Annotated in this window: 15 protein-coding genes; 4 read left to right on the forward strand and 11 right to left on the reverse strand. The window is 41.6% G+C overall.

Annotated elements, in window-relative coordinates; all coding sequences use genetic code 11:
* Nucleotides 1-15 precede the first annotated feature (15 nt).
* Together ABWP91_RS15260 and ABWP91_RS15265 are read right to left on the reverse strand one after the other, a co-directional pair.
* Nucleotides 16-1,788, reverse strand: coding sequence for a translocation/assembly module TamB domain-containing protein (locus ABWP91_RS15260; RefSeq protein WP_353243970.1), 1,773 nt, complete (start codon nucleotides 1,786-1,788; stop codon nucleotides 16-18).
* A gap of 111 nt (nucleotides 1,789-1,899) precedes the next feature.
* Nucleotides 1,900-3,288, reverse strand: coding sequence for a uracil-xanthine permease family protein (locus tag ABWP91_RS15265; protein WP_353243971.1), 1,389 nt, complete (start codon nucleotides 3,286-3,288; stop codon nucleotides 1,900-1,902).
* A 236-nt stretch (nucleotides 3,289-3,524) separates the two neighbouring features.
* Between ABWP91_RS15265 and gltS the strand changes: the two genes are divergently transcribed.
* Nucleotides 3,525-4,739 (forward strand): sodium/glutamate symporter, encoded by a 1,215-nt coding sequence (gene gltS, locus ABWP91_RS15270; RefSeq protein ID WP_353243972.1) that lies wholly within the window; start codon nucleotides 3,525-3,527, stop codon nucleotides 4,737-4,739.
* A gap of 97 nt (nucleotides 4,740-4,836) precedes the next feature.
* On the opposite strand, the gene recG is transcribed toward gltS, so the two are convergent.
* From recG to gmk, 5 genes are read right to left on the reverse strand one after another with little or no spacing between them, the layout of a single operon-like run.
* On the reverse strand, nucleotides 4,837-6,918 hold the full coding sequence (gene recG / locus ABWP91_RS15275; RefSeq protein ID WP_353243973.1) for an ATP-dependent DNA helicase RecG: 2,082 nt from the start codon (nucleotides 6,916-6,918) through the stop codon (nucleotides 4,837-4,839).
* A 15-nt stretch (nucleotides 6,919-6,933) separates the two neighbouring features.
* Nucleotides 6,934-7,647: a tRNA (guanosine(18)-2'-O)-methyltransferase TrmH gene (gene trmH / locus ABWP91_RS15280; protein ID WP_353243974.1), complete on the reverse strand. Its 714-nt coding sequence runs from the start codon at nucleotides 7,645-7,647 to the stop codon at nucleotides 6,934-6,936.
* 5 nt (nucleotides 7,648-7,652) lie between these two features.
* A complete protein-coding gene (spoT, locus tag ABWP91_RS15285; RefSeq protein WP_353243975.1) occupies nucleotides 7,653-9,770 on the reverse strand; it encodes a bifunctional GTP diphosphokinase/guanosine-3',5'-bis pyrophosphate 3'-pyrophosphohydrolase in 2,118 nt (705 codons plus the stop codon).
* 19 nt (nucleotides 9,771-9,789) lie between these two features.
* Nucleotides 9,790-10,065, reverse strand: coding sequence for a DNA-directed RNA polymerase subunit omega (gene rpoZ / locus ABWP91_RS15290; protein ID WP_004262665.1), 276 nt, complete (start codon nucleotides 10,063-10,065; stop codon nucleotides 9,790-9,792).
* Between the two features lie 57 nt (nucleotides 10,066-10,122).
* Nucleotides 10,123-10,746 carry a guanylate kinase gene (gene gmk, locus ABWP91_RS15295; protein WP_353243976.1) on the reverse strand — a complete coding sequence of 208 codons (624 nt, stop codon included), beginning with the start codon at nucleotides 10,744-10,746 and terminating at the stop codon, nucleotides 10,123-10,125.
* A 323-nt stretch (nucleotides 10,747-11,069) separates the two neighbouring features.
* Here gmk and ligB point away from each other — a divergent pair, with 323 nt between their 5' ends.
* On the forward strand, nucleotides 11,070-12,776 hold the full coding sequence (gene ligB / locus ABWP91_RS15300; RefSeq protein ID WP_353243977.1) for an NAD-dependent DNA ligase LigB: 1,707 nt from the start codon (nucleotides 11,070-11,072) through the stop codon (nucleotides 12,774-12,776).
* A gap of 24 nt (nucleotides 12,777-12,800) precedes the next feature.
* Here ligB and ABWP91_RS15305 read toward each other — a convergent pair whose 3' ends face one another.
* Complete coding sequence (locus ABWP91_RS15305) at nucleotides 12,801-13,415, reverse strand: trimeric intracellular cation channel family protein (RefSeq protein WP_353243978.1); 615 nt, start codon at nucleotides 13,413-13,415, stop codon at nucleotides 12,801-12,803.
* Nucleotides 13,416-13,558: 143 nt separating this feature from the next.
* Between ABWP91_RS15305 and ABWP91_RS15310 the strand changes: the two genes are divergently transcribed.
* A complete protein-coding gene (locus tag ABWP91_RS15310; protein WP_353243979.1) occupies nucleotides 13,559-14,866 on the forward strand; it encodes a YidR family protein in 1,308 nt (435 codons plus the stop codon).
* Nucleotides 14,867-15,161: 295 nt separating this feature from the next.
* On the opposite strand, the gene ABWP91_RS15315 is transcribed toward ABWP91_RS15310, so the two are convergent.
* Nucleotides 15,162-15,482 (reverse strand): YceK/YidQ family lipoprotein, encoded by a 321-nt coding sequence (locus tag ABWP91_RS15315; protein WP_353243980.1) that lies wholly within the window; start codon nucleotides 15,480-15,482, stop codon nucleotides 15,162-15,164.
* A 390-nt stretch (nucleotides 15,483-15,872) separates the two neighbouring features.
* Between ABWP91_RS15315 and ABWP91_RS15320 the strand changes: the two genes are divergently transcribed.
* Nucleotides 15,873-17,531: a putative transporter gene (locus ABWP91_RS15320; RefSeq protein ID WP_353243981.1), complete on the forward strand. Its 1,659-nt coding sequence runs from the start codon at nucleotides 15,873-15,875 to the stop codon at nucleotides 17,529-17,531.
* Between the two features lie 345 nt (nucleotides 17,532-17,876).
* Here ABWP91_RS15320 and ABWP91_RS15325 read toward each other — a convergent pair whose 3' ends face one another.
* The gene (locus ABWP91_RS15325; RefSeq protein ID WP_353243982.1) at nucleotides 17,877-19,133 is read right to left on the reverse strand and encodes a valine--pyruvate transaminase; all 1,257 of its coding nucleotides are present in this window, start codon (nucleotides 19,131-19,133) and stop codon (nucleotides 17,877-17,879) included.
* 205 nt (nucleotides 19,134-19,338) lie between these two features.
* Nucleotides 19,339-19,902, reverse strand: coding sequence for a DNA-3-methyladenine glycosylase I (locus ABWP91_RS15330; protein ID WP_353243983.1), 564 nt, complete (start codon nucleotides 19,900-19,902; stop codon nucleotides 19,339-19,341).
* Nucleotides 19,903-19,964: the final 62 nt, after the last annotated feature.

Consider the following 19,964-nt stretch of genomic DNA (forward strand, 5'->3'; position numbering starts at 1 on the left):
CCTCTTACTTGTTCGCTATTGAGCCATTAAAGCAGGAACTTGTGGTGTTGCATCTTGTGACACTGGCGTTGTTTCCATATTTGGTACGTCTTCTTGTGTTTCCACTGAAGAGGTCACAACCCCTTTTACTACCGTGCGATATGAGCGCTTACCTTGAAGTGGCACCGCCATCAGTTCGCCATTTAAACTTTTGGCAACTGAAGGTGCGAGGAAATCGCCCTGTAGTGTTGCATCAAAATCCCCGACAACTTGCGCTGGGAAACCTGACCATCCCCATTGATTTAAATCGATTAAATCAATATTAGTCCCTGAGGCACGCAATAAAAACGGGACTTTTTTCGGTTCTTGTTTCACTAATACACCAATCTTGCTGATGCCTCTTTCCGTACTGACTGTCAAACTCGCTGCCGCAGAAGATTTCCCACTTTGACGTATTTCTAAGAATGGGCGACGAACTAAAACTTGGTTAATTGTGCCGCTATCGGCGTTGAATGTCGCCTTTCCGCTCCAAACTCCCCATTGTTTTTGCTTGATGAGGTCAACATCTTCAATGTTGCCACTTAAGGCCGTGAATTCGAATGGGAACTCTGGCTGGATATTCATCAGCAATGATTGAGAGACCGTGAATTTTTTGATGGATAAGCCAGATAACCAAGATGGCGCGGGCTCAGCAAAAAAAGTGAGCCATGTTTCTGGTAAGGTATATAAAATGCCGCCTAGCTTACCTTCATTAATGGTAAGAAGTTGGTCATTACGTTGCCAAACACCACTTAAATTAAATACACCTTTGTTATAGTAACCTGAGAGTTTATTGATGTTGAGTTTGTCGCCATCAATGTTCAAGTCACCAATTAGCGTGCTGAGCTGCTGGTCTTTGATGACCAACTGGTCAACGTTAAAACTGGTTTTACTTTTGGGGCTTGTCCAACTGCCTCTGACCAAACTGAGTTGATCGATTTCTGTACTCAGCCCTGAAAGCGCCCAGTCTTTACCTTGAATATCAACATTGGTTAATTCAAGGTTTTTGATTTGAATGGTTTTATCGCTATTAATCACATCAAATAATGAATCGAAATCAACACTGTTTTCCCAGCCAACCTTATTCATTGCCAATGAGTCAATCGTAATTGCCCCATCAGCAAATACTTTACCTTCACCCGAAATATAGCCGTTATTTAGGTAGGCACTCGCTTTGCTGATTTCTGTGACTTGCTCTTGCAGCTTTCCAGTTAGCGCTACATTTTTAAACGGTAATTCATTGATGTTTAATTGATTGGAGGTAAAACGAAAATCACCATAGCCAAACGGGTGATTAACGGTGGGTTTCCATGGCGTGATCCCCCCCGTAAAGCCTGCGGCGGAAATGGTTTTATCGCCTTGTTTCAGGGTTAATTGGCTATTTTCAAATTGCAGTATACCCGCCGAAATAGGCAGCGGTGTTGACTCAGGGGATACGGTGGCTGAAAGTTCACCTTGTGTAATAACGAAGCGGTGAATTGCTGTGCCACTGAAAATATTGCGCCAATTCACATCAACCACGATTTGGCGTGCATCTAAGGATAAATCTTTGTTTTGTGAAGTTAATTTAACATCTTGGAAGATGAATTCCCCAGGATTGGAAAATTCATGACCCATAATCCCTACATGGATATCGTAGTCAGTAAATTTGCTAAGGAATTGGCTCGAATAGGAAGCGCCCCATCGCGTTTGTAACCCAATATAGGCGGCGATAAACAATAGCAGCAGTAGCAATAATGTATAGGTAACAAATTTAATTAACCATTTCACAGCTAACTGCTCCTCAAATTTGTGGGGAAATGCGTTTAATATCGCGACAATTTAAGGATAGCATACAGAAGAACCGCCAGAATATTCAACTCTAGCGGTTTAGATGAAAGATTATTTTTCGAGTGGGAAAACTAAATTCAGCACAATTGCGGTTAATCCGCCTGCGGCAATACCAGAAGAAAACAAGGTTTTCAGCCAATCAGGGGCAAATTGCAGAATTAACGGCTGTTGTGAAACGCCCATGCCAACAGCAAGGGACAGCGCGATAATCATAATCGCTCGGCGGTTGAGTGGCTCACGGGAAACAATACGCACGCCAGATGCTGCAATGGTACCAAACATCACAATAGTTGCACCGCCAAGAACAGGCTCAGGGATTTGCTGTACAAAACCCGCAACAGCAGGGAATAGCCCCAGCAAAACAAGCATTAATGCGACGATATAACCCACATAGCGGCTAGCCACACCCGTTAACTGAATAACCCCGTTGTTCTGACCAAAACAGGAATTAGGGAAAGTATTAAATACGGCAGAAACCATTGAATTTAAGCCATTTGCTAATACACCGCCCTTAATGCGTTTCATATAAAGTGGGCCGCGGACAGGTTGTTCAGAAACGTCAGAGGTTGCGGTGATATCACCAATGGTTTCCAAAGAGGTCACCATAAAGATTAAAATCAGTGGGACTAACAGATTCCAGTCAAATGACAGCCCGTAATAAAAAGGCTCTGGAACGGTAATAAAGGATTGGTTTGGCTCAGTCGGTTGTGCATTTGGCAACATATCCATCCACCACGCGGCAAGGTAGCCTACCGCCATTGCAATTACCAGCGAAGCAACGCGTAAATACGGATTTTTTTGGCGATTAAGCAAAATAATGACCGCAAGAACGATGCCTGCCAAAATTAAATAGTCGGGGGAACCAAAGGTGTTATCACTAATTGCGCTATAGCCACCGCCAATGGAGGTTAGCCCAACTTGGATCAGCGATAACCCAATAATCATCACGACGACACCAGACACCAGCGGGGTAATGACGCGGCGTGCTAAATGCAAGAAGCGAGATAAAATGACTTCAGTGAGTGCAGCAACTAATAACGTACCAAATAATGCCGCCATCATTGCCGGGATATCCGCTCCACCTTGTTTGAGTGCAACACCGCCCATGATTAAAGGTGCAACAAAGTTGAAACTGGTTCCTTGAATAGATAACAACCCTGAACCAATCGGCCCCCACGCTCTAATTTGAATCAACGAAGCAACACCAGAAGCAAATAGAGACATGCTAATAATGCGTTGCGTATCGTGTGCAGGCAAGCCGAGGGCTTGGCAGATGAGCATGGCAGGGGTGATGACAGCAACAAACATCGCGAGAAGGTGCTGCCCAGCAGCGAATAATGCTTGGGGAAGCGGTGGCCTATCTTCTAATTTATAGATGAGCTCGCTCTGGGTATTTATGGTTGATTCTGTATTTTGTTTTTCAGACGTTGCTGTATTCATTGCCTTCATTTCCCACCAACAAAAAACGCATTGTAAAGCGACTAAATTAAAAAGCAATCGTTTGCGCAAAATAAATATTGTAAATAGTTAAACTAAGTTCATCACATTTTTATATCTTTTAACTTGTATTTATAACAGTTTTTTTTTCTAATCTGTTCACCTGTTTTTGGCGTTTTAAGGAAGATATTAACGTCTTACTAATATTTTATAATTTTAACAATAGTCGAGGTACGTAAATGTATCATCTTGATGTCTACGGGACTTTGGTAGCAGCAACACTAGTACTACTGCTTGGGCGGAAACTCGTTAAAACCGTTCCTTTTTTAGAAAAATATACAATTCCAGAGCCTGTTGCAGGCGGATTGTTAGTTGCTTTTAGTCTACTTTTGCTGAAGCAAATGTTTGACTGGAGCTTATCTTTCGACTTATCACTGCAAGAACCGATGATGTTGGCTTTCTTTGCCACCATTGGTTTAAATGCCAACCTAGCGAGTTTGAAAGCAGGTGGTAAAGCCCTGTTTATCTTTATTTTTGTGGTTGTTGGTTTATTGCTTGTCCAAAATACAGTGGGGATTGCCCTTGCTAAACTACTGGGGCTAGACCCATTGATGGGGTTACTTGCTGGTTCAATCACTCTCTCTGGTGGCCATGGTACGGGCGCGGCATGGGGTAAAATCTTCTCCGAGAGTTATGGTTTTAAAAGTGCAACTGAAGTCGCAATGGCATGTGCAACATTTGGGTTAGTCTTAGGTGGATTGATTGGTGGCCCTGTTGCACGTTTCCTAACACGAAATATTCCAACGCCGGGTACCTTAGAAGACGATAAAGATGTACCAACAGCGTTTGAAAAACCACAATCAGGTCGCATGATAAGCTCAATGGTACTGATTGAAACCATTGCCTTAATCGCGATATGTTTATTGGTGGGTAGCTACCTTTCTGGTTTATTAGCGGAAACTGTTTTTGCTTTACCAAAATTTGTGTGTGTTCTTTTTGTTGGGGTGATCCTCAGTAATGGCTTATCCATACTAGGTTTTTATCGGGTGTTTGACCGAGCTGTTTCCGTATTAGGTAACGTCAGTTTATCGCTATTTTTAGCCATGGCATTAATGAGCTTAAAATTATGGGAATTAGCATCATTGGCGATTCCAATGATTGTCATTCTTGCGGTACAAGCCTGTGTGATGGCAGGGTATGCAATTTTTGTCACTTTCCGTGTGATGGGTAAAAACTATGACGCAGCCATCTTAGCAGCGGGGCATTGTGGTTTTGGTCTAGGTGCGACGCCAACGGCGATTGCCAATATGCAAGCCGTAACGGATAGATTGGGGCCATCTCACTTAGCATTCTTAGTTGTGCCAATGGTTGGTGCATTCTTTATTGATATTGTGAATGCTATTGTCATCAAATTGTATTTGATGTTACCCATTTTCCCGACAATTGCGGGATAATTTATATTCTAATCATTGATAGTAAAACAGGTATTGCCGTGAATAAGTTCACGGCAATTTTCGTTTAAAGGGAAGTATTCAGAAGGTTGATTGCAGCTTAAGCATGTCCATATTGCTCGCGCTCAGGCAGCCAGCGTTCAATAATTTGTTGAGCATTCTCAGGGTATTGTTGTTGAATATGGCGGGCGATCCGTTGCACTTCTGGCAACATATATTGATCACGAAGTAAGTCAGCCACTTTAAATTCAGCATTACCTGTTTGTCTCGTGCCTAATAACTCCCCTGGTCCACGAATTTCTAAGTCCTTCTGGGCGATGACGAAGCCATCATTGCTATCACGTAAAACTTGTAGGCGTTGTTTTGCAGTATGTGTGAGAGGCGTCTTGTACAAAAGAACACAGTGAGAAGCTATCGCGCCACGACCTACGCGACCTCTTAGCTGGTGAAGCTGTGCAAGGCCTAAACGTTCAGGGTTATCAATAATCATTAGACTGGCATTCGGGACATCAACTCCGACTTCAATAACAGTGGTCGCCACTAATAATTGAATTTCATTATTTTTGAATGCCGCCATAATGCTTTGTTTTTCCGCAGGCTTCATTCGCCCGTGGACTAAACCCACTTTAAGCTCAGGGAGCGCAAGCGCCAATTCTTCGCTGGTTACCTGAGCCGCTTGCGCTTCTAATAGCTCGGAATCTTCGATGAGCGTACAGACCCAATAGGCTTGGCGACCTTCATCAATACAGGCTTGTCGTACACGTTCGATAATATCATTGCGCCGTGTATCAGGAATGGCGACGGTCGTGACGGGCGTTCGCCCTGGCGGGAGTTCATCAATCACCGAAGTATCTAAATCTGCATAGGCGGTCATCGCCAATGTACGTGGGATTGGCGTAGCGGTCATAATGAGTTGGTGAGGGTGAAACCCTTGCTGTTCTCCTTTTTCACGCAGAGCAAGGCGCTGATGGACGCCAAAACGGTGTTGTTCATCAATGATAACCAACCCAAGAGCATGGAACTTAACTTGCTCTTGAAAAATGGCATGAGTACCAATCACCATCGAAACTTCACCATTTGCGATAGCCTCTTGCTGCTGTTCCCGTGCTTTGCCTTTTTGCTTGCCCGCAAGCCAACCGACTTTGATGCCTAATGGTTCGAGCCATTGTTTGAAGGTATTAGCATGTTGCTCTGCTAAAATTTCAGTGGGTGCCATTAAGGCGACTTGTTTACCATTCTCGATAGCACAGACGGCGGCTAGTGCAGCGACAAGGGTTTTCCCCGATCCCACATCCCCTTGAATTAAGCGCATCATTGGTGAATCTTTCGCAAGATCCGCTTCAATTTCCCCCACCACACGGTTTTGCGCATTGGTTGGTGAGAAAGGCAGCTGTGCGAGTAACTGTGCTTTTAGTTTGCCGCTAGAGGTTAGCTGCTGTGCATACAAACGTTCGTTACCTGCTCGAATCGCTAACATGCTTAAGTGGTGAGCTAACAATTCTTCAAGTATCAAACGCTTTTGTGCTGGGTGGTGGCCTTTTTCTAATTCACTGAGTGCTACATTCGGTGGTGGATTATGAAGGAGTCTTATTGCATCAGGCAGACTTATCATGCCACGGCTCAGCTCTTCAGGGAGTAATTCTTTAATCTTTCCGTTATCAAGCATCACCAGAGCTTGAGCCATTACTTTACGTAACGTAGCTTGGCGAACGCCTTCAGTTGTAGGGTAAACCGGGGTAAGGTTTTCTTGTAACGCGATGTTGCCCGTATCTTGGGAGACTTTATATTCAGGGTGAATAATTTCAGGGCCTGTATTACCTCTGCGAATTTCCCCATAGGCGGTAACTTGTCGGCCTTCTGCTAAGTTGTTTTTCATCGCAGCAGAGAAATTAAAAAAGCGCAATGTTAAGTTGCCAGTGCCATCAGTTATGAGGCAGGTCATCATGCGCTTTCGGCCAAAAACCACTTTTGTTTGGAGTACTTCACCGGTAATCGTGGCGGTTGTTCCGGGTAAAAGGTCTTTGATTTGGAACAAACGCGTATGGTCTTCGTAGCGTAGGGGAAAGTGAAGAAGTAGGTCTTGAACGGTATTCAAACCGATTTTACGCATTTTTTCTGACTGGCTTGCACCAATTCCATGCAAAGACGTCAGTAAAATGGTATCAAGTAACCCATTATTCATATTCTTTCCTTTTCCTTAACCAAACTGTTGTCTTTTCATTTTTTCGGTTAGTTGCATTTGTACCCACCAATCATCAATGGCTTCAATTTGCCCTTGTTCATTGATATAGGGGCGCGGTAAACCTTTGCGTTTAGCGACTTCGGCAAGCACGGGGTAACCCCCTTCAAACAGCCACTCCTGCTGCTCTTGTGCCGACAACGTACTGTGTTCGCGATCGTACATTCCCACTAACTGCCGTTGTCTTTGCGCTTCATAGAGTATTAAGGCAGAGGCGACAGAAACATTCAACGATTGCACCATACCTGCCATCGGAATGATGATGTGCTTATCCGCCAATGCGAGTGCTTTTTGCGAAATACCTTTTTTCTCTTGTCCCATCATAATACAGGTTGGGCGGGTGTAATCAATTTCACGAAAATCAACGGCATGATCGGACAAATTTGTCGCTAATATCTGCATGTTTTGCGATTTTATTTGTGAAATAGCTTCTTCAGTTGACTGATGAGAGATGACTTTTACCCAACTGTTACTGCCCGCGGCAGAAGAGACGGATAGCTTGACGTGTTGATCAGGCCAAATAGCATGGATTTGGTGAATACCAACAGCATCAGCACTACGGACTATCGCAGAAACATTATGGGGTTTATGGATTTCTTCAAGGCAAATTGTGAGGTCTGGCTGCCGCATCGCCATCATTTGGCAAATGCGGCGATAGCGGCGTTCATTCATATTCGTTAGTTACGGTTTCGGCTTACGCGTAGAACATCTGGCATGATACGTATTTTACGCATAACGTTTGCCAACTGAACACGGTTTTTAGTGGTAAGGCGGATAAAGGCACAGTACACACGACCATCTTTTTCCTCAGTATTCATACTCTGAATGCTTGAGTTGGCATCATTAATTGCAGCCGTGAGGTTTGCTAATGCACCTTGATGGTTAATCATGTCTACTTTGATTTCAGCAATAAAATCGGTGTCTGTTTCGTTATCCCATTCAACGGCCATAAACTTATCAGGCTCTTTTTGGTAGCCACGAATATTACGGCAAGATTCATGGTGGATAACCAGCCCTTTACCGGGGCTAATATGTGCCACGATAGGGTCACCAGGAATTGGGCGACAACATTTTGCAAAAGTGATTAAGACGCCATCCGCACCTTTAATAGAGAGCTTATTACGGCTTTCAACGACAACGTGGTCTTCTGGTGTATTCTGCGGGTTATTCTGCAAGTTACGCGCGACAACAACACTCATTGCATTGCCTAAGCCAATTTCAGCAAGTAGGTCATCAATAGAGTTGAGCTTCATACGCGCCAGTTCTGCATCGATATGACTTTGTGGAATATCGGTCAGTTTATTTCCAGCCCCCAGCGCATGGTTAAGCAGTCGGCGACCAAGGTTAATCGAGTCTTCGCGTTTTAAGTTCTTCAGTAATTGACGAATTTTGGCTCGAGCTTTTGAGCTGACGACAAAATTAAGCCAAGCGGCATTTGGACGCGCACCAGGTGCCGTAATGATTTCAACAGTTTGGCCACTTGTTAATGACTGCGAAAGTGGATACGGTTGGCGGTCAACACGTGCACCAACGCAGGCATGTCCAATATCGGTATGCACTGCATAAGCGAAATCAACAGGGGTTGCACCCGTTGGTAATTCAACAATACGACCTTCAGGGGTGAAAACGTAAATTTCATCAGGGAATAGATCTGATTTCACGCTTTCGATAAATTCGAATGAACTACCCGCACTTTGCTGTAATTCAAGCAGGCTTTGCATCCAACGCTGCGCCCTGACTTGGGCGGTCGTGCCTTGTTCACCTTGCTCTTTATAAGCCCAGTGAGCTGCAACTCCCATTTCTGCCATTTGGTCCATATCTTCTGTACGAATTTGGACTTCAACGGGCACGCCATGGGGGCCGATTAAGGAGGTATGGAGGGATTGATAGCCATTGGCTTTAGGGATGGCAATATAGTCTTTAATACGCCCCGGACGCGGTTTGTATAAGCTATGCATCTGACCTAAAACACGGTAGCAAGTATCTACGTCTTTAACGATAACCCTAAAAGCATAGATATCCATAATGGAATGGAAACGCTGCTCTTTTTGGTGCATCTTGCGGTAGATAGAATATAAGTGTTTTTCTCGACCACTGACACGACAAGGAACGCCTGCTTCAGTGAGCCGACCGTCAATCTCAGAGAGAATTTTTTGAATCATCTCTTTACGGTTACCACGAGCCGCTTTAACGACTTCTTTGATAACTCGGTAACGGTTAGGGTAAAGCGCTTCAAAACCAAGCTCTTCGAGCTCTGTTTTTATGTGATGTATACCCAGTCGATGTGCCAGTGGGCTATAAATCTCAAGGGTCTCACGAGCGATGCGGCGACGTTTATCTGGCCTTAGTGAGCCAAGAGTGCGCATGTTGTGAGTGCGGTCTGCCAGTTTTATCAAAATGACGCGAATGTCTTTGACCATCGCCATAATCATTTTGCGGAAGTTTTCTGCTTGAGCTTCTTTTTTGTCGCGAAAGTTTAGCTTATCAAGTTTGGAAACACCTTCAACAAGACCTGCGACGGTTGTTCCAAACAATTCTTCTATGTCCTGAAATGTTGCTGGAGTATCTTCAATCACATCATGAAGTAGCGCAGCCATTAGTGTTTCATGGTCCAGGCGCATCTCAGCAAGAATACAAGCAACAGCGACAGGGTGAGTAATATAAGGCTCACCACTTGAACGGGTCTGTCCTTCATGGGCATCCCGTGCGACAACATAGGCTTGTTTTAGTAATTCAATTTGCTCCTTAGGGAGGTACTTTTGAATAACTAAATTAAGGCTTTCAAACAGATACAAGGCAGACCCACCTTAGTAATTAGCGACGACCTTCAGCGATTGCAGAAACTGCCTGCATTTCAGCCGCTTCTTGCTCTTGCTGTTCTTGGCGTTCACGCACATCCAAAATGTGGCCGTTAATTAAACCTTCTTCTACTTCACGTAGCGCGATAACTGTGTATTTATCGTTTTCTTCAGGAACTAAAGGATCTTTTCCACCGGTTTGTAACTGGCGAGCTCTACGCGCTGCAACCAATACGAGGTCAAAGCGGTTACCAATTTTTTCTACTGCGTCTTGAACAGTTACGCGTGCCATAAGTGTGCTACTCCAAAAGAAATAAAAAAATGACCTGATATGATACTGAAACTATTCTCAGTCTGCTAGTAATTTGCTGATTAAAGCATCATGTCTCTGAACTTGACGCCCTAATCTTAAGCGTTCAGTGCGGATAATGGATTGTAAATCGCCTAATGCAGTATTGAAATCATCATTAACGATAAGGTAATCATACTCGTTGAAGTGTTCGATTTCACCTACTGCTTGTGACATTCGTTTTTCTATCACTTCATCGCTATCTTGGCCTCGGCCGCGTAATCTGCGATAAAGTTCGTCTTTTGATGGTGGGAGAATAAAAATACTGCGCGCTTCTGGCATTCTAGCCCTGATTTGTTGCGCTCCCTGCCAATCTATATCGAGAAAAACATCCACTCCGCTTTTTAAAACGTCCTCAATAATAGGTTTAGACGTCCCATAGTAATTTCCAAAGACACAAGCGTGCTCTAAAAAGTCACCATTTTCGACCATTTGTAAGAAATCAGTTTCTGATACAAAGAAGTAGTGCTCACCATGAACTTCGCCAGGGCGTGCGGCTCGTGTTGTATGAGAAACAGAAACTTGTGTGTCATACAACGGTTGTGTTTTCAATAGAGCCTGAATGAGGCTTGATTTACCGGCACCACTAGGCGCAGAAACAATATATAACGTACCTTGTATCATGATGATTTCTTGAATAGTCGAGGATTAAACATAAAAGATGGTGATAAACCCCACATAGTATACACATACTTCCATCAACAATGCAGCGATATCAATAAAACATGAATAACAGAGAATAGAAATTTGATCTATGAGTAATTTGCGAGCCGCTTCCAGAAATTAATTGTTTATTCCTGAAAATCTTATTTGTGTTGCGAAGCCTTTCGCAAAAAAACACATTTTAGTGTGAGGGTTAAGAAAAATACTTTCATGCTTAAAGGGATCAAAGGTAGTGGGAATATGGAGAAGTTAATTATTCACAAGGAATTGTTATGGCATATTTTATGGATACATTTAGGGGTAATTTAGCGTTTATTATAGGCTTTTGTGCTATTGGTTTTTTAGAGATTGGAAATATAGCCTTTGCTGTCAGTAATATTGAATTAGATGAGCGCTGCAAATTAGGTAGTATAAGTAAAACTGAGAGAGAAAGTGATCGGCTAGGCGCTCAGCTACAGCAATGGAATCAGGTTTATCGATTATCTGGAAATAGCCAAATAAGTGATGAAGCTTATGACCAATTACTTCATCAATGGCAATTTTTACGCCGCTGCTTGCGGCTCTCTGCAGAGCTTCCTGCTGTTGTACTATCTAAAAAAGTACAGCTGACTAAACACCCAATTCCCCATACAGGGTTGAAAAAACTCACAGAATCTAAGGTAGATGAATGGGTCGACTCTCGTCGTGAAATTTGGTTACAGCCTAAAGTTGATGGTGTGGCAGTTACCCTTGTCTATCAAAAAGGTTACCTCATTTCCATGATCAGCCGTGGAAACGGCACTGAAGGCCTCGAGTGGCGCGGTAAAGCAGACTTTATTTCGGCTATACCAAAGCAAATTGATTTACAAAACGAGGTTATTTTACAAGGTGAGCTTTTTTGGCAACTGAATGGACACATACAAGCAAGGGATGGAGGAATAAACGCTCGTAATAAAATAGCGGGTTGGCTAATGCGCAAGAAAAACCCTAAAAAAACTGAACCCAATATTGGAATTTTTATTTGGGCGTGGCCAGATGGTGAATCAGAACCTGAAAAGCAATTTGAGCATCTAGATTTGCTAGGGTTTCCCTTAGTAAAAAAATATAGTCACAAAATTGAAAACAAAGCCCAAGTAAAGCAATGGCGTGAGCACTATTATCAAAGTAATCTGCCTTTTGCTACGGATGGCATCGTACTAAAAAGTTATCCATTTCCAGATGTGTTTGCATGGCAACCAAATCAAAATAGCTGGGCTGTGGCATGGAAATACCCATTGCGTAGTGTGGTTTCAGAGGTTAAGCACTTACAGTTTAAAATTGGTCGAACAGGGCGGGTCAGTGTTGTTGCGACGGTTAGCCCAATCAACATTGAAGGAAAGAACATATCCAAAGTGAGTGTTGGGTCATTGGCATCATGGGAAAAAAAAGACTTACTTGAGGGGGATAAAGTGATGGTTTCCCTTTCGGGTCTTGGAACACCTAAAATAGACGATGTTGTTTGGCGACTTGAAACACGTGTCTACCCAGACCTTTCTGCTTTTAATCGTTTCAACTCGCTCAGTTGTCTCACCTATACAGAACATTGTCTACAACAATTTGCTGCTCGTTTAACTTGGCTGGGTAAAAGCTTAAAAATTAAAGGAGTGAGTGATGTTACGTGGCGGGATTGGGTTGAAAACCACCAGCTAAATGAGTTGACGACTTGGTTACGAGAGGATTGGCAAAATTCATTACCGAAAAACAAAAGAAATACCTCTTTAATAGAACAAATTCAATTGGTCAAATCTCAACCCCTTTCTTTATGGTTAAAAGGGTTAGGCATCCCCTTACCCAAAATAAAAATTGAGCAAATTATAGATTTAGAGTGGCTTTCTAATAGCGTTGAAATTGAGCGATTAATTCTGACTCGTAAGCAAAAGGAAAAGCTAGAAAAATGGTTAGCTGAACCTGAAATTCAATCTGCATTGCAGGATATACAGAAATTTCATGTAAATGAGCCATTAACTGAATGAATTAATGGCTAAATAAGATGGAAGTTAGTCTTGGTTTTCGTAGTTGAATATCGGTAATCCAAGTCGGTAACGAATCGCAATTAATCGCGCACTTAGCCCAACTACGAGGGTAATAATAACGACGACATCTTGGGGAAGTGGAGTTTGTAATAAGCCAATATAAATCCATGCGGCTGCAAAAGAGACTCCAGCATAGACTTCTTTTTGGAAAACCAAGGGAATGGTATTACACAGCATATCCCTAAGGACTCCACCAAATACACCCGTAATAACGGCAGCAATTGCAGCAATAATAGGGCTATAATTCATATCAAGTGCGATTTGAGCGCCAAGGATAGAGAAAACGATTAATCCTATAGCATCTAAAATAAGAAATAGACGGCGTAAGTGCTTCATCATTGGTGCTATCCAGATCGTGACAACAGCGGCACCTGCAACCGTTAGGATATATTCTGGGTGTGCGACCCAACCCAATGGGTAGTGTCCAAGTAAGATATCGCGCACAGAGCCACCGCCTATCGCGGTTGCAGAGGCAATAATAATGACACCGAAAACATCCATTTTACGTCTACCAGCGGCAAGTGCGCCAGTCATAGCTTCAGCGGTGATACCAATAATATAAAGCACACTTAATAACATAATGGTTTTATTCAATATTAAAGTTATTGCTAAAGGGTAATATTACTTTTGAAATTTCTCGACTGAAATTTTCTAGCACTATACAAAATAGATTAGTTAAAGTAATCCGATAGCTATATTAAATGAAGTGAAAGGATAACAGATTGAATAGTAAATTACCTTATAAAGAAATACGTTTAACGAATGATAAGCGCAGCCACCAACTCACAAATATTAATGTATGGACACCTGATAGTCAGTGGATAGCTTATGATGTGCGACCAAGTGGCAGTTCATTTACTGGCTTATCGATAGAAAAAATTCATGTAAATACATTGCAAGAGGTCGAAATTTATCGAGCTCGCCATGGTGCGCATGTTGGTGTTGTGACAGTGAGTTCACAGCAACCTCCTCAATATGCATTTATTCATGGTCCAGAATATCCTGATGAACAATGGCATTATGATTTTCACCATCGTCGCGGTGTGTACGTCCATGATGATCAACTGAATGTGGCTTACCCTATTGATGCGATGTGTATTTCTCCCCCTTATATTGTCGGAGCTCTTAGGGGAGGAACCCATGTCCATGTGTATAGCCCTGACGGTGAATGGCTAAGTTTTACGTATAACGATCATGTGATGCATGAGTTAGATGTGAAGCTGGATCAGCGAAATGTCGCGATTGCGATACCCGCTGGGGCTGTTAATGTTGAGCCGAAAAAACATAGTCGTGAATATAATGGTGACTACTTTTGTTGTGTTGTTACTCAGACAACAGCGGAGCCTAAGCCTGATAGCGATGAAATTAGCCGTGCATATGAGGAAGGCTGGGTTGGGCTACGAGGTTACCAAAAACAAGATGGTCAATGGCAAGAAAGGGCGCTTGTTTTTATTGGGGATACACATACTCATGATGGTGAGGTAATTCCAGAAATTTTCATTGTGGATTTATCTTCACAGCTTCAACGTTACATGATTGCAGGGGAAAAACCACTTCAGGGAACAGAATCGACTTTGCCAGCTCCACCAAAAGGTGTACACCAAAAGCGGCTTACTTATACGCATCAACGTAAATATCCGGGGTTAGCAAAACAGCCGAGGCATTGGTTACGTACATCACCAGATGGTAAATCAATCGCTTGCTTGATGCATGATGATTTTGGCAATGTGCAGCTATGGTTAGTCGATATACTAACGGGAAAATTAAATCAGCTTACTTATGGTGGTTCTTCGATACAATCTGCGTTTAATTGGGATAGCCAAGGTGAGCATATTTGTTTCATTTACGAAAATAGAGTGACCATTTGCCATATTGCGACAAAAAAGTTAATTAAATTAACTGAGCATACTGAGCCAGCACCTAGCGCTGATGCAGTTGTATTTTCACCGAATGGCAAGCTTATTGCCTTTATGCGGGATGTTGATGGGTTCAGGCAAATTTATACTGTAGAAACAGGACTACCTTGTTAGGTTTTTATCAGTGGTTCACTATCGTTATGAATAAAAGAGAAGTTGTAAGCTCTTTTATTCATAAATAACTTTATTTTATTCTGAATGGTATTCTAATTATTTTAGGTTTTAACAATATAATTTTAAAAGCTGGATATTCAATGTGGGGGTATTTTAGTTAAGTTATAGTGGTGTATTGTTTTTTCGAAAAAATAACGCTAAAAGCGCGTATAACTAATAAATAGAAACTAACTCAGGTACTATTTATTCCACATTTAAATTAGTGAATAAGATAAATTTTTATTCTGAATGGATACTATTCTTTCATTTCTGTTTTTTCTTTTTTATCAATATCTTCTAAACGTTTTTTAGGGGAGTCTTCTTTCCCGTCATCACCTGATCTTGCATAGTCTAAAGGAATTAGAAGTGTATCCATAACGACAGAAAATGGGAGGTCAATTGCAAGAAGTGGCCTAACTACCCAGCCAGTCTCATCATCTTTAATCATTTTAATGCTGTTTTTAGAGCCAGGGTAATAGCCATCGGAAGGGCCAGCATGAGTCATAATACTAGAACAACCGCTTAAAAATAGCGGTGTGATGAAAGCAATTAATCGTGCAGTATTTAAACTCGGCATACGGTGGTTAACCTATAATTTGCTGGTTGTTCCTAACTTCGTTCATCATATCGAAAAACAAAAAATTCACAATCGCAGTGTTGAATTATTATTTAATTAAATGACATACATTTTTTAAATTAATATTTAATTATATCTTATTAAGAAAGATTGTTTCTTTTTTGTGTTTATTTTCATGAGTTGTGAAGGATTTAAAAAAAGAAAGAATGATTATATTGAGATTTGTTATCAATCTGAAAATTCAAAGACATAGAGATTTTAATTCATTCTAAAGTGTGCTCTATGGCACATCTTACTCTTACTCTATTTGGCATAATCGATTCAGTAGTATGTTTTATCGCCGATTTAGGCTTGGTTTATGGGTAACTTATCGTCAAAAGGATGCGGTCTATGAGTGAATTAGCTCTTACTGTAAGTTTGTTGGCGTTGGCTGCCGCTCTAGGGTTATGGATAGGCAACTGGAAAATCCGCAATGTTGGGCTGGGGATTGGTGGTGTCCTTTTCGGGGGGATCATTGTTGGGCACTTTGCCCAAAGTTATGGCTTGCAACTCAATAAGGATATGCTGCATTTTATTCAAGAGTTCGGTTTAATCTTGTTTGTTTATACTATTGGTATTCAAGTTGGTCCTGGTTTTTTCTCCTCACTTCGTGTTTCAGGGCTGAAACTTAACGGTTTCGCATTAATGATAGTGGCTTTAGGCGCGATAGTAACAGCCATTATTTATAAAGTTGCTGATATTCCACTTCCCATTATTCTTGGTATTTTTTCTGGTGCAGTCACAAATACGCCATCACTCGGGGCGGGTCAGCAAATTCTGACCGATTTAGGCTCTGACCCAAACCTTGTCGGCCAAATGGGGATGGGGTATGCAATGGCCTATCCAATGGGGATCTGCGGAATATTGTTGGTGATGTGGCTGGTACGGATTATCTTCAGAGTTTCAGTAGATAAAGAAGATTCTGCCTTTAATAGTACCAATTTCCAACAGCGCGATACATTGCAAACCATGAATATTGCGATCCGTAATGCCAACCTTGATGGCTTAATGATGCAAGATATTCCATTACTCGGTAGTGAAGCGATTGTATGTTCAAGGTTAAAGCGTGGCGACATGTTAGTTGTTCCTCAGCCAACGACAGAAATTCATTTAGGTGATTTACTCCATGTTGTTGGGCAAAAAGATGACCTAAATAAAGTGCGCTTGATATTAGGGGAGGAGGTTGACGCTTCTTTATCTACATCAAGCTCTATTTTACATTCTGTTCGCGTGGTGATTACGAATGATGCTGTGTTAAGTAAAAGACTTAAAGACCTGAACTTAAAACAAAAATATGATGTTGTTGTCACTCGGTTAAACCGAACAGGGATTGATTTAGTTGCGAACAATAATTCAGTACTGCAATTTGGTGATATTTTAAATATTGTTGGACGGCCCGAATCTATTGAAGCTGTCACCGCATTGCTGGGAAATGCCAAACAAAAATTACAGCAAGTACAAATGCTTCCTGTCTTTTTAGGTATAGGGCTTGGTGTCGTTCTTGGCTCAATCCCAGTTTTTGTCCCTGGTTTTCCTGCTGCATTAAAATTGGGGTTGGCTGGAGGGCCGCTGGTTGTTGCACTTATTTTAGGGCGGATTGGTACGATTGGTCGCTTGTATTGGTTTATGCCACCAAGTGCTAACCTTGCATTAAGGGAACTTGGTATTGTGATGTTCCTCGCGGTTGTTGGGTTAAACTCAGGGGGAGATTTTATTGAAACCCTGATCAAGGGTGATGGACTCACATGGATTGGCTACGGCTTACTGATTACGTTCGTTCCCTTATTTATTACCGGTATCGTTGCAAGGGTATTTGGTAAAATGAACTATTTGAGTTTATGTGGCGTATTGGCAGGTTCAATGACTGATCCACCAGCACTTGCATTTGCCAATAATATTCACCCAACAAGTGGTGCCCCTGCACTGTCCTATGCCACAGTGTACCCATTAGCGATGTTTTTGCGGATTATTTCCCCGCAACTACTTGCGATTCTATTTTGGACAATTTAAGCCTTACAAAGAATAACGCTCTCTATTTTTGCTGGTGAGCGTTTTTTTTCGTTTGATCTGGTTAAAATATTTAATATTTCAAATGGATAGTGAGTTGTAGGTAGGGTGGGGAATAAGACAGAGAAATGAGGTATCCGAACATATAGCGGCTAAAAGTACTTTTGTTCAAGCTATAACCAAACAAAAAAGATGTTCTAATAGATTTGAATGATATTCGTATTGAAAAAGTTATTTGATTTCAATTACGGAGTTCTCGCTAATTTTTCGCCCTTTCTATTTGAAAGGGCTTTTTTTTACTTCAAATTCACGGGTTAAAGGCAATCTATGCATTATTCTTCTACAAAACTAGCAAGTCACTTCTTGATATGCCTTTTCTAACTCTTCCGCTAATATTTTTATCCCTTGTTCAATTATTTCTGGTTCAGGAACGTAATTCATTCGCATGCATTGGTGTGCATGTGGCCAATCTTGCTCAATACCCGGGAAGAAATAATGGCCAGGAACCATTAGAACACCACGCTTTTTCAAGCGTTGGTATAACTCTAAGCTATTAATTGGTAAATCTTTAAACCACAACCATAAGAAAATAGCGCCTTCCGGTTTGTGAATAAGGCATTTATCTTCCGGTATATAACGGCGAATAATCTCGATAGCTTCTTCAACACGTTGCTTGTAGAAAGGGCCAATGACATTCTTAGAAAGTGAGATTAAATCATCCCTTTTCAGCATTTCGAGCGCTAATGCAGGGCCAACTCCCCCAGGGGCAAGGCTAATAATACCGTTCATATTACTAACAGCTTCAATGATTTCTTCATTGGCAATAATGATACCGCAACGTGTACCAGGTAAACCAAGTTTAGATAGACTCATGCAAAGAACGACATTTTCATTCCAAAATGGTGTCGCCTCACTAAAGATAATACCTGGAAAAGGAACGCCATAAGCATTATCTATCAGTAGCGGGATGTTATGTTGTTTGGCTAATTTATCTAAATGCTCAACTTCTTCATCCGTAATCACATTTCCTGTCGGGTTGGTTGGGCGAGAGACGCAAATAACACCAATATCATCAGTGACTTCTAATGTGTTGAAGTCAACACGATATTTAAATTGGCCATTAGGCAAATGCTCGATTTGCGGTTTATTCGCAACAAACAAGTCATCATCAAGGCCTGAATCTGCATAGCCGACATATTCAGGGGCGAGAGGAAAGAGAACTTTACGAGTAATACCATCTTCAAAGCGACCGGCTAGCAAGTTAAATAGGTAGAAAAAAGCACTTTGGCTGCCATTTGCTAGCGCGATATTTTTCGCACTGATATCCCAGCCTAGTTTTGCTTTTAGCGTTGCCGCAAGCGCTTTCAACATGGCATCTTTGCCTTGAGGACCATCATAGTTACATAAGGTGTCCGTCAATTGACCGTTAGCACACATTTCAGTTAATAATTCTTGGAAGTATTTATCCATCTCAGGAATATGAGCTGGATTACCACCACCAAGCATAATTGAGCCAGGGGTTCTGATGCCCTCATTCAGGTCTTTCATTAATAATGAAATCCCTGAATTTTGAGCGAACTTATTACCAAATTTAGAAAATATCATTGCATTTATTCACATATGTCTATTAGGTTGTTAATGGAATTTAAAACATACTCTGCCTAATCCTAGAGTTCAATCGCTTATTTTTATTTGTTTTTAGTTTAAAATATTGCAAATAAAGGAACAAATAGACATATAGCTTTAATTGTTAATGTTTTGATAGTTTATTTTTCTTTTCCAGCAGCATGAACCATCTATAAATTCTGAATCATTTAAATTGGTGACAGTTAATTAAGTGGTCATTTATCATGCCAGTCGCTTGCATGAAGGCATAGCAGGTGATTGAACCAACAAATTTAAACCCCCGTTTTTTGAGTGCGTTGGAGAGTTTTTTTGACAGTTCGGTTTCTGCGGGTACTTGGGATGGGCTTTCCCAGCGGTTGATTATCGGCTGCCCGTCGACAAATTCCCATAGAAAAGTTGAGAAATCCTCTCCACTTTTCTGCATTGCTAAATAAGCGTTTGCATTTGCAATTATCGCATTGATTTTTAAACGGTTTCGAATGATGCGGGAATTTTGCATTAGGCGCTCAACATCGTCTTCATTCATAAGTGCAATACGTTGAGGATCAAATTGGTAGAATAACTCCTGATAGTTTTGGCGTTTTTTTAAAATTGTGTACCAAGATAACCCTGCTTGCTGCCCTTCTAAACAAAGCATTTCAAATAAATGCTGGTTATTATGGTTTGGTTTGCCCCATTCATCATCATGGTAGGCAATATATTCAGGATCCTGATTGACCCAATGACAACGTGTCGGTGATGTATCCATTTTTCATCCTTTTTCCAATCACAATCAACTTGCCGCAAATAACACAATACTTATACTGTATA

Source organism: Providencia sp., from assembly GCF_040396775.1.
Lineage (GTDB): Bacteria > Pseudomonadota > Gammaproteobacteria > Enterobacterales > Enterobacteriaceae > Providencia.

Excerpts from the sequence above, each read along its gene's own strand:
- ABWP91_RS15265 (WP_353243971.1), bottom strand. The coding sequence starts at position 3,288 with ATGAATACAGCAACGTCTGAAAAACAAAATACAGAATCAACCATAAAT.
- gltS (WP_353243972.1), top strand. The coding sequence starts at position 3,525 with ATGTATCATCTTGATGTCTACGGGACTTTGGTAGCAGCAACACTAGTA.
- recG (WP_353243973.1), bottom strand. The coding sequence starts at position 6,918 with ATGAATAATGGGTTACTTGATACCATTTTACTGACGTCTTTGCATGGA.
- trmH (WP_353243974.1), bottom strand. The coding sequence starts at position 7,647 with ATGAATGAACGCCGCTATCGCCGCATTTGCCAAATGATGGCGATGCGG.
- rpoZ (WP_004262665.1), bottom strand. The coding sequence starts at position 10,065 with ATGGCACGCGTAACTGTTCAAGACGCAGTAGAAAAAATTGGTAACCGC.
- gmk (WP_353243976.1), bottom strand. The coding sequence starts at position 10,746 with ATGATACAAGGTACGTTATATATTGTTTCTGCGCCTAGTGGTGCCGGT.
- ligB (WP_353243977.1), top strand. The coding sequence starts at position 11,070 with ATGGATACATTTAGGGGTAATTTAGCGTTTATTATAGGCTTTTGTGCT.
- ABWP91_RS15305 (WP_353243978.1), bottom strand. The coding sequence starts at position 13,415 with ATGTTATTAAGTGTGCTTTATATTATTGGTATCACCGCTGAAGCTATG.
- ABWP91_RS15315 (WP_353243980.1), bottom strand. The coding sequence starts at position 15,482 with ATGCCGAGTTTAAATACTGCACGATTAATTGCTTTCATCACACCGCTA.
- ABWP91_RS15320 (WP_353243981.1), top strand. The coding sequence starts at position 15,873 with ATGAGTGAATTAGCTCTTACTGTAAGTTTGTTGGCGTTGGCTGCCGCT.
- ABWP91_RS15325 (WP_353243982.1), bottom strand. The coding sequence starts at position 19,133 with ATGATATTTTCTAAATTTGGTAATAAGTTCGCTCAAAATTCAGGGATT.
- ABWP91_RS15330 (WP_353243983.1), bottom strand. The coding sequence starts at position 19,902 with ATGGATACATCACCGACACGTTGTCATTGGGTCAATCAGGATCCTGAA.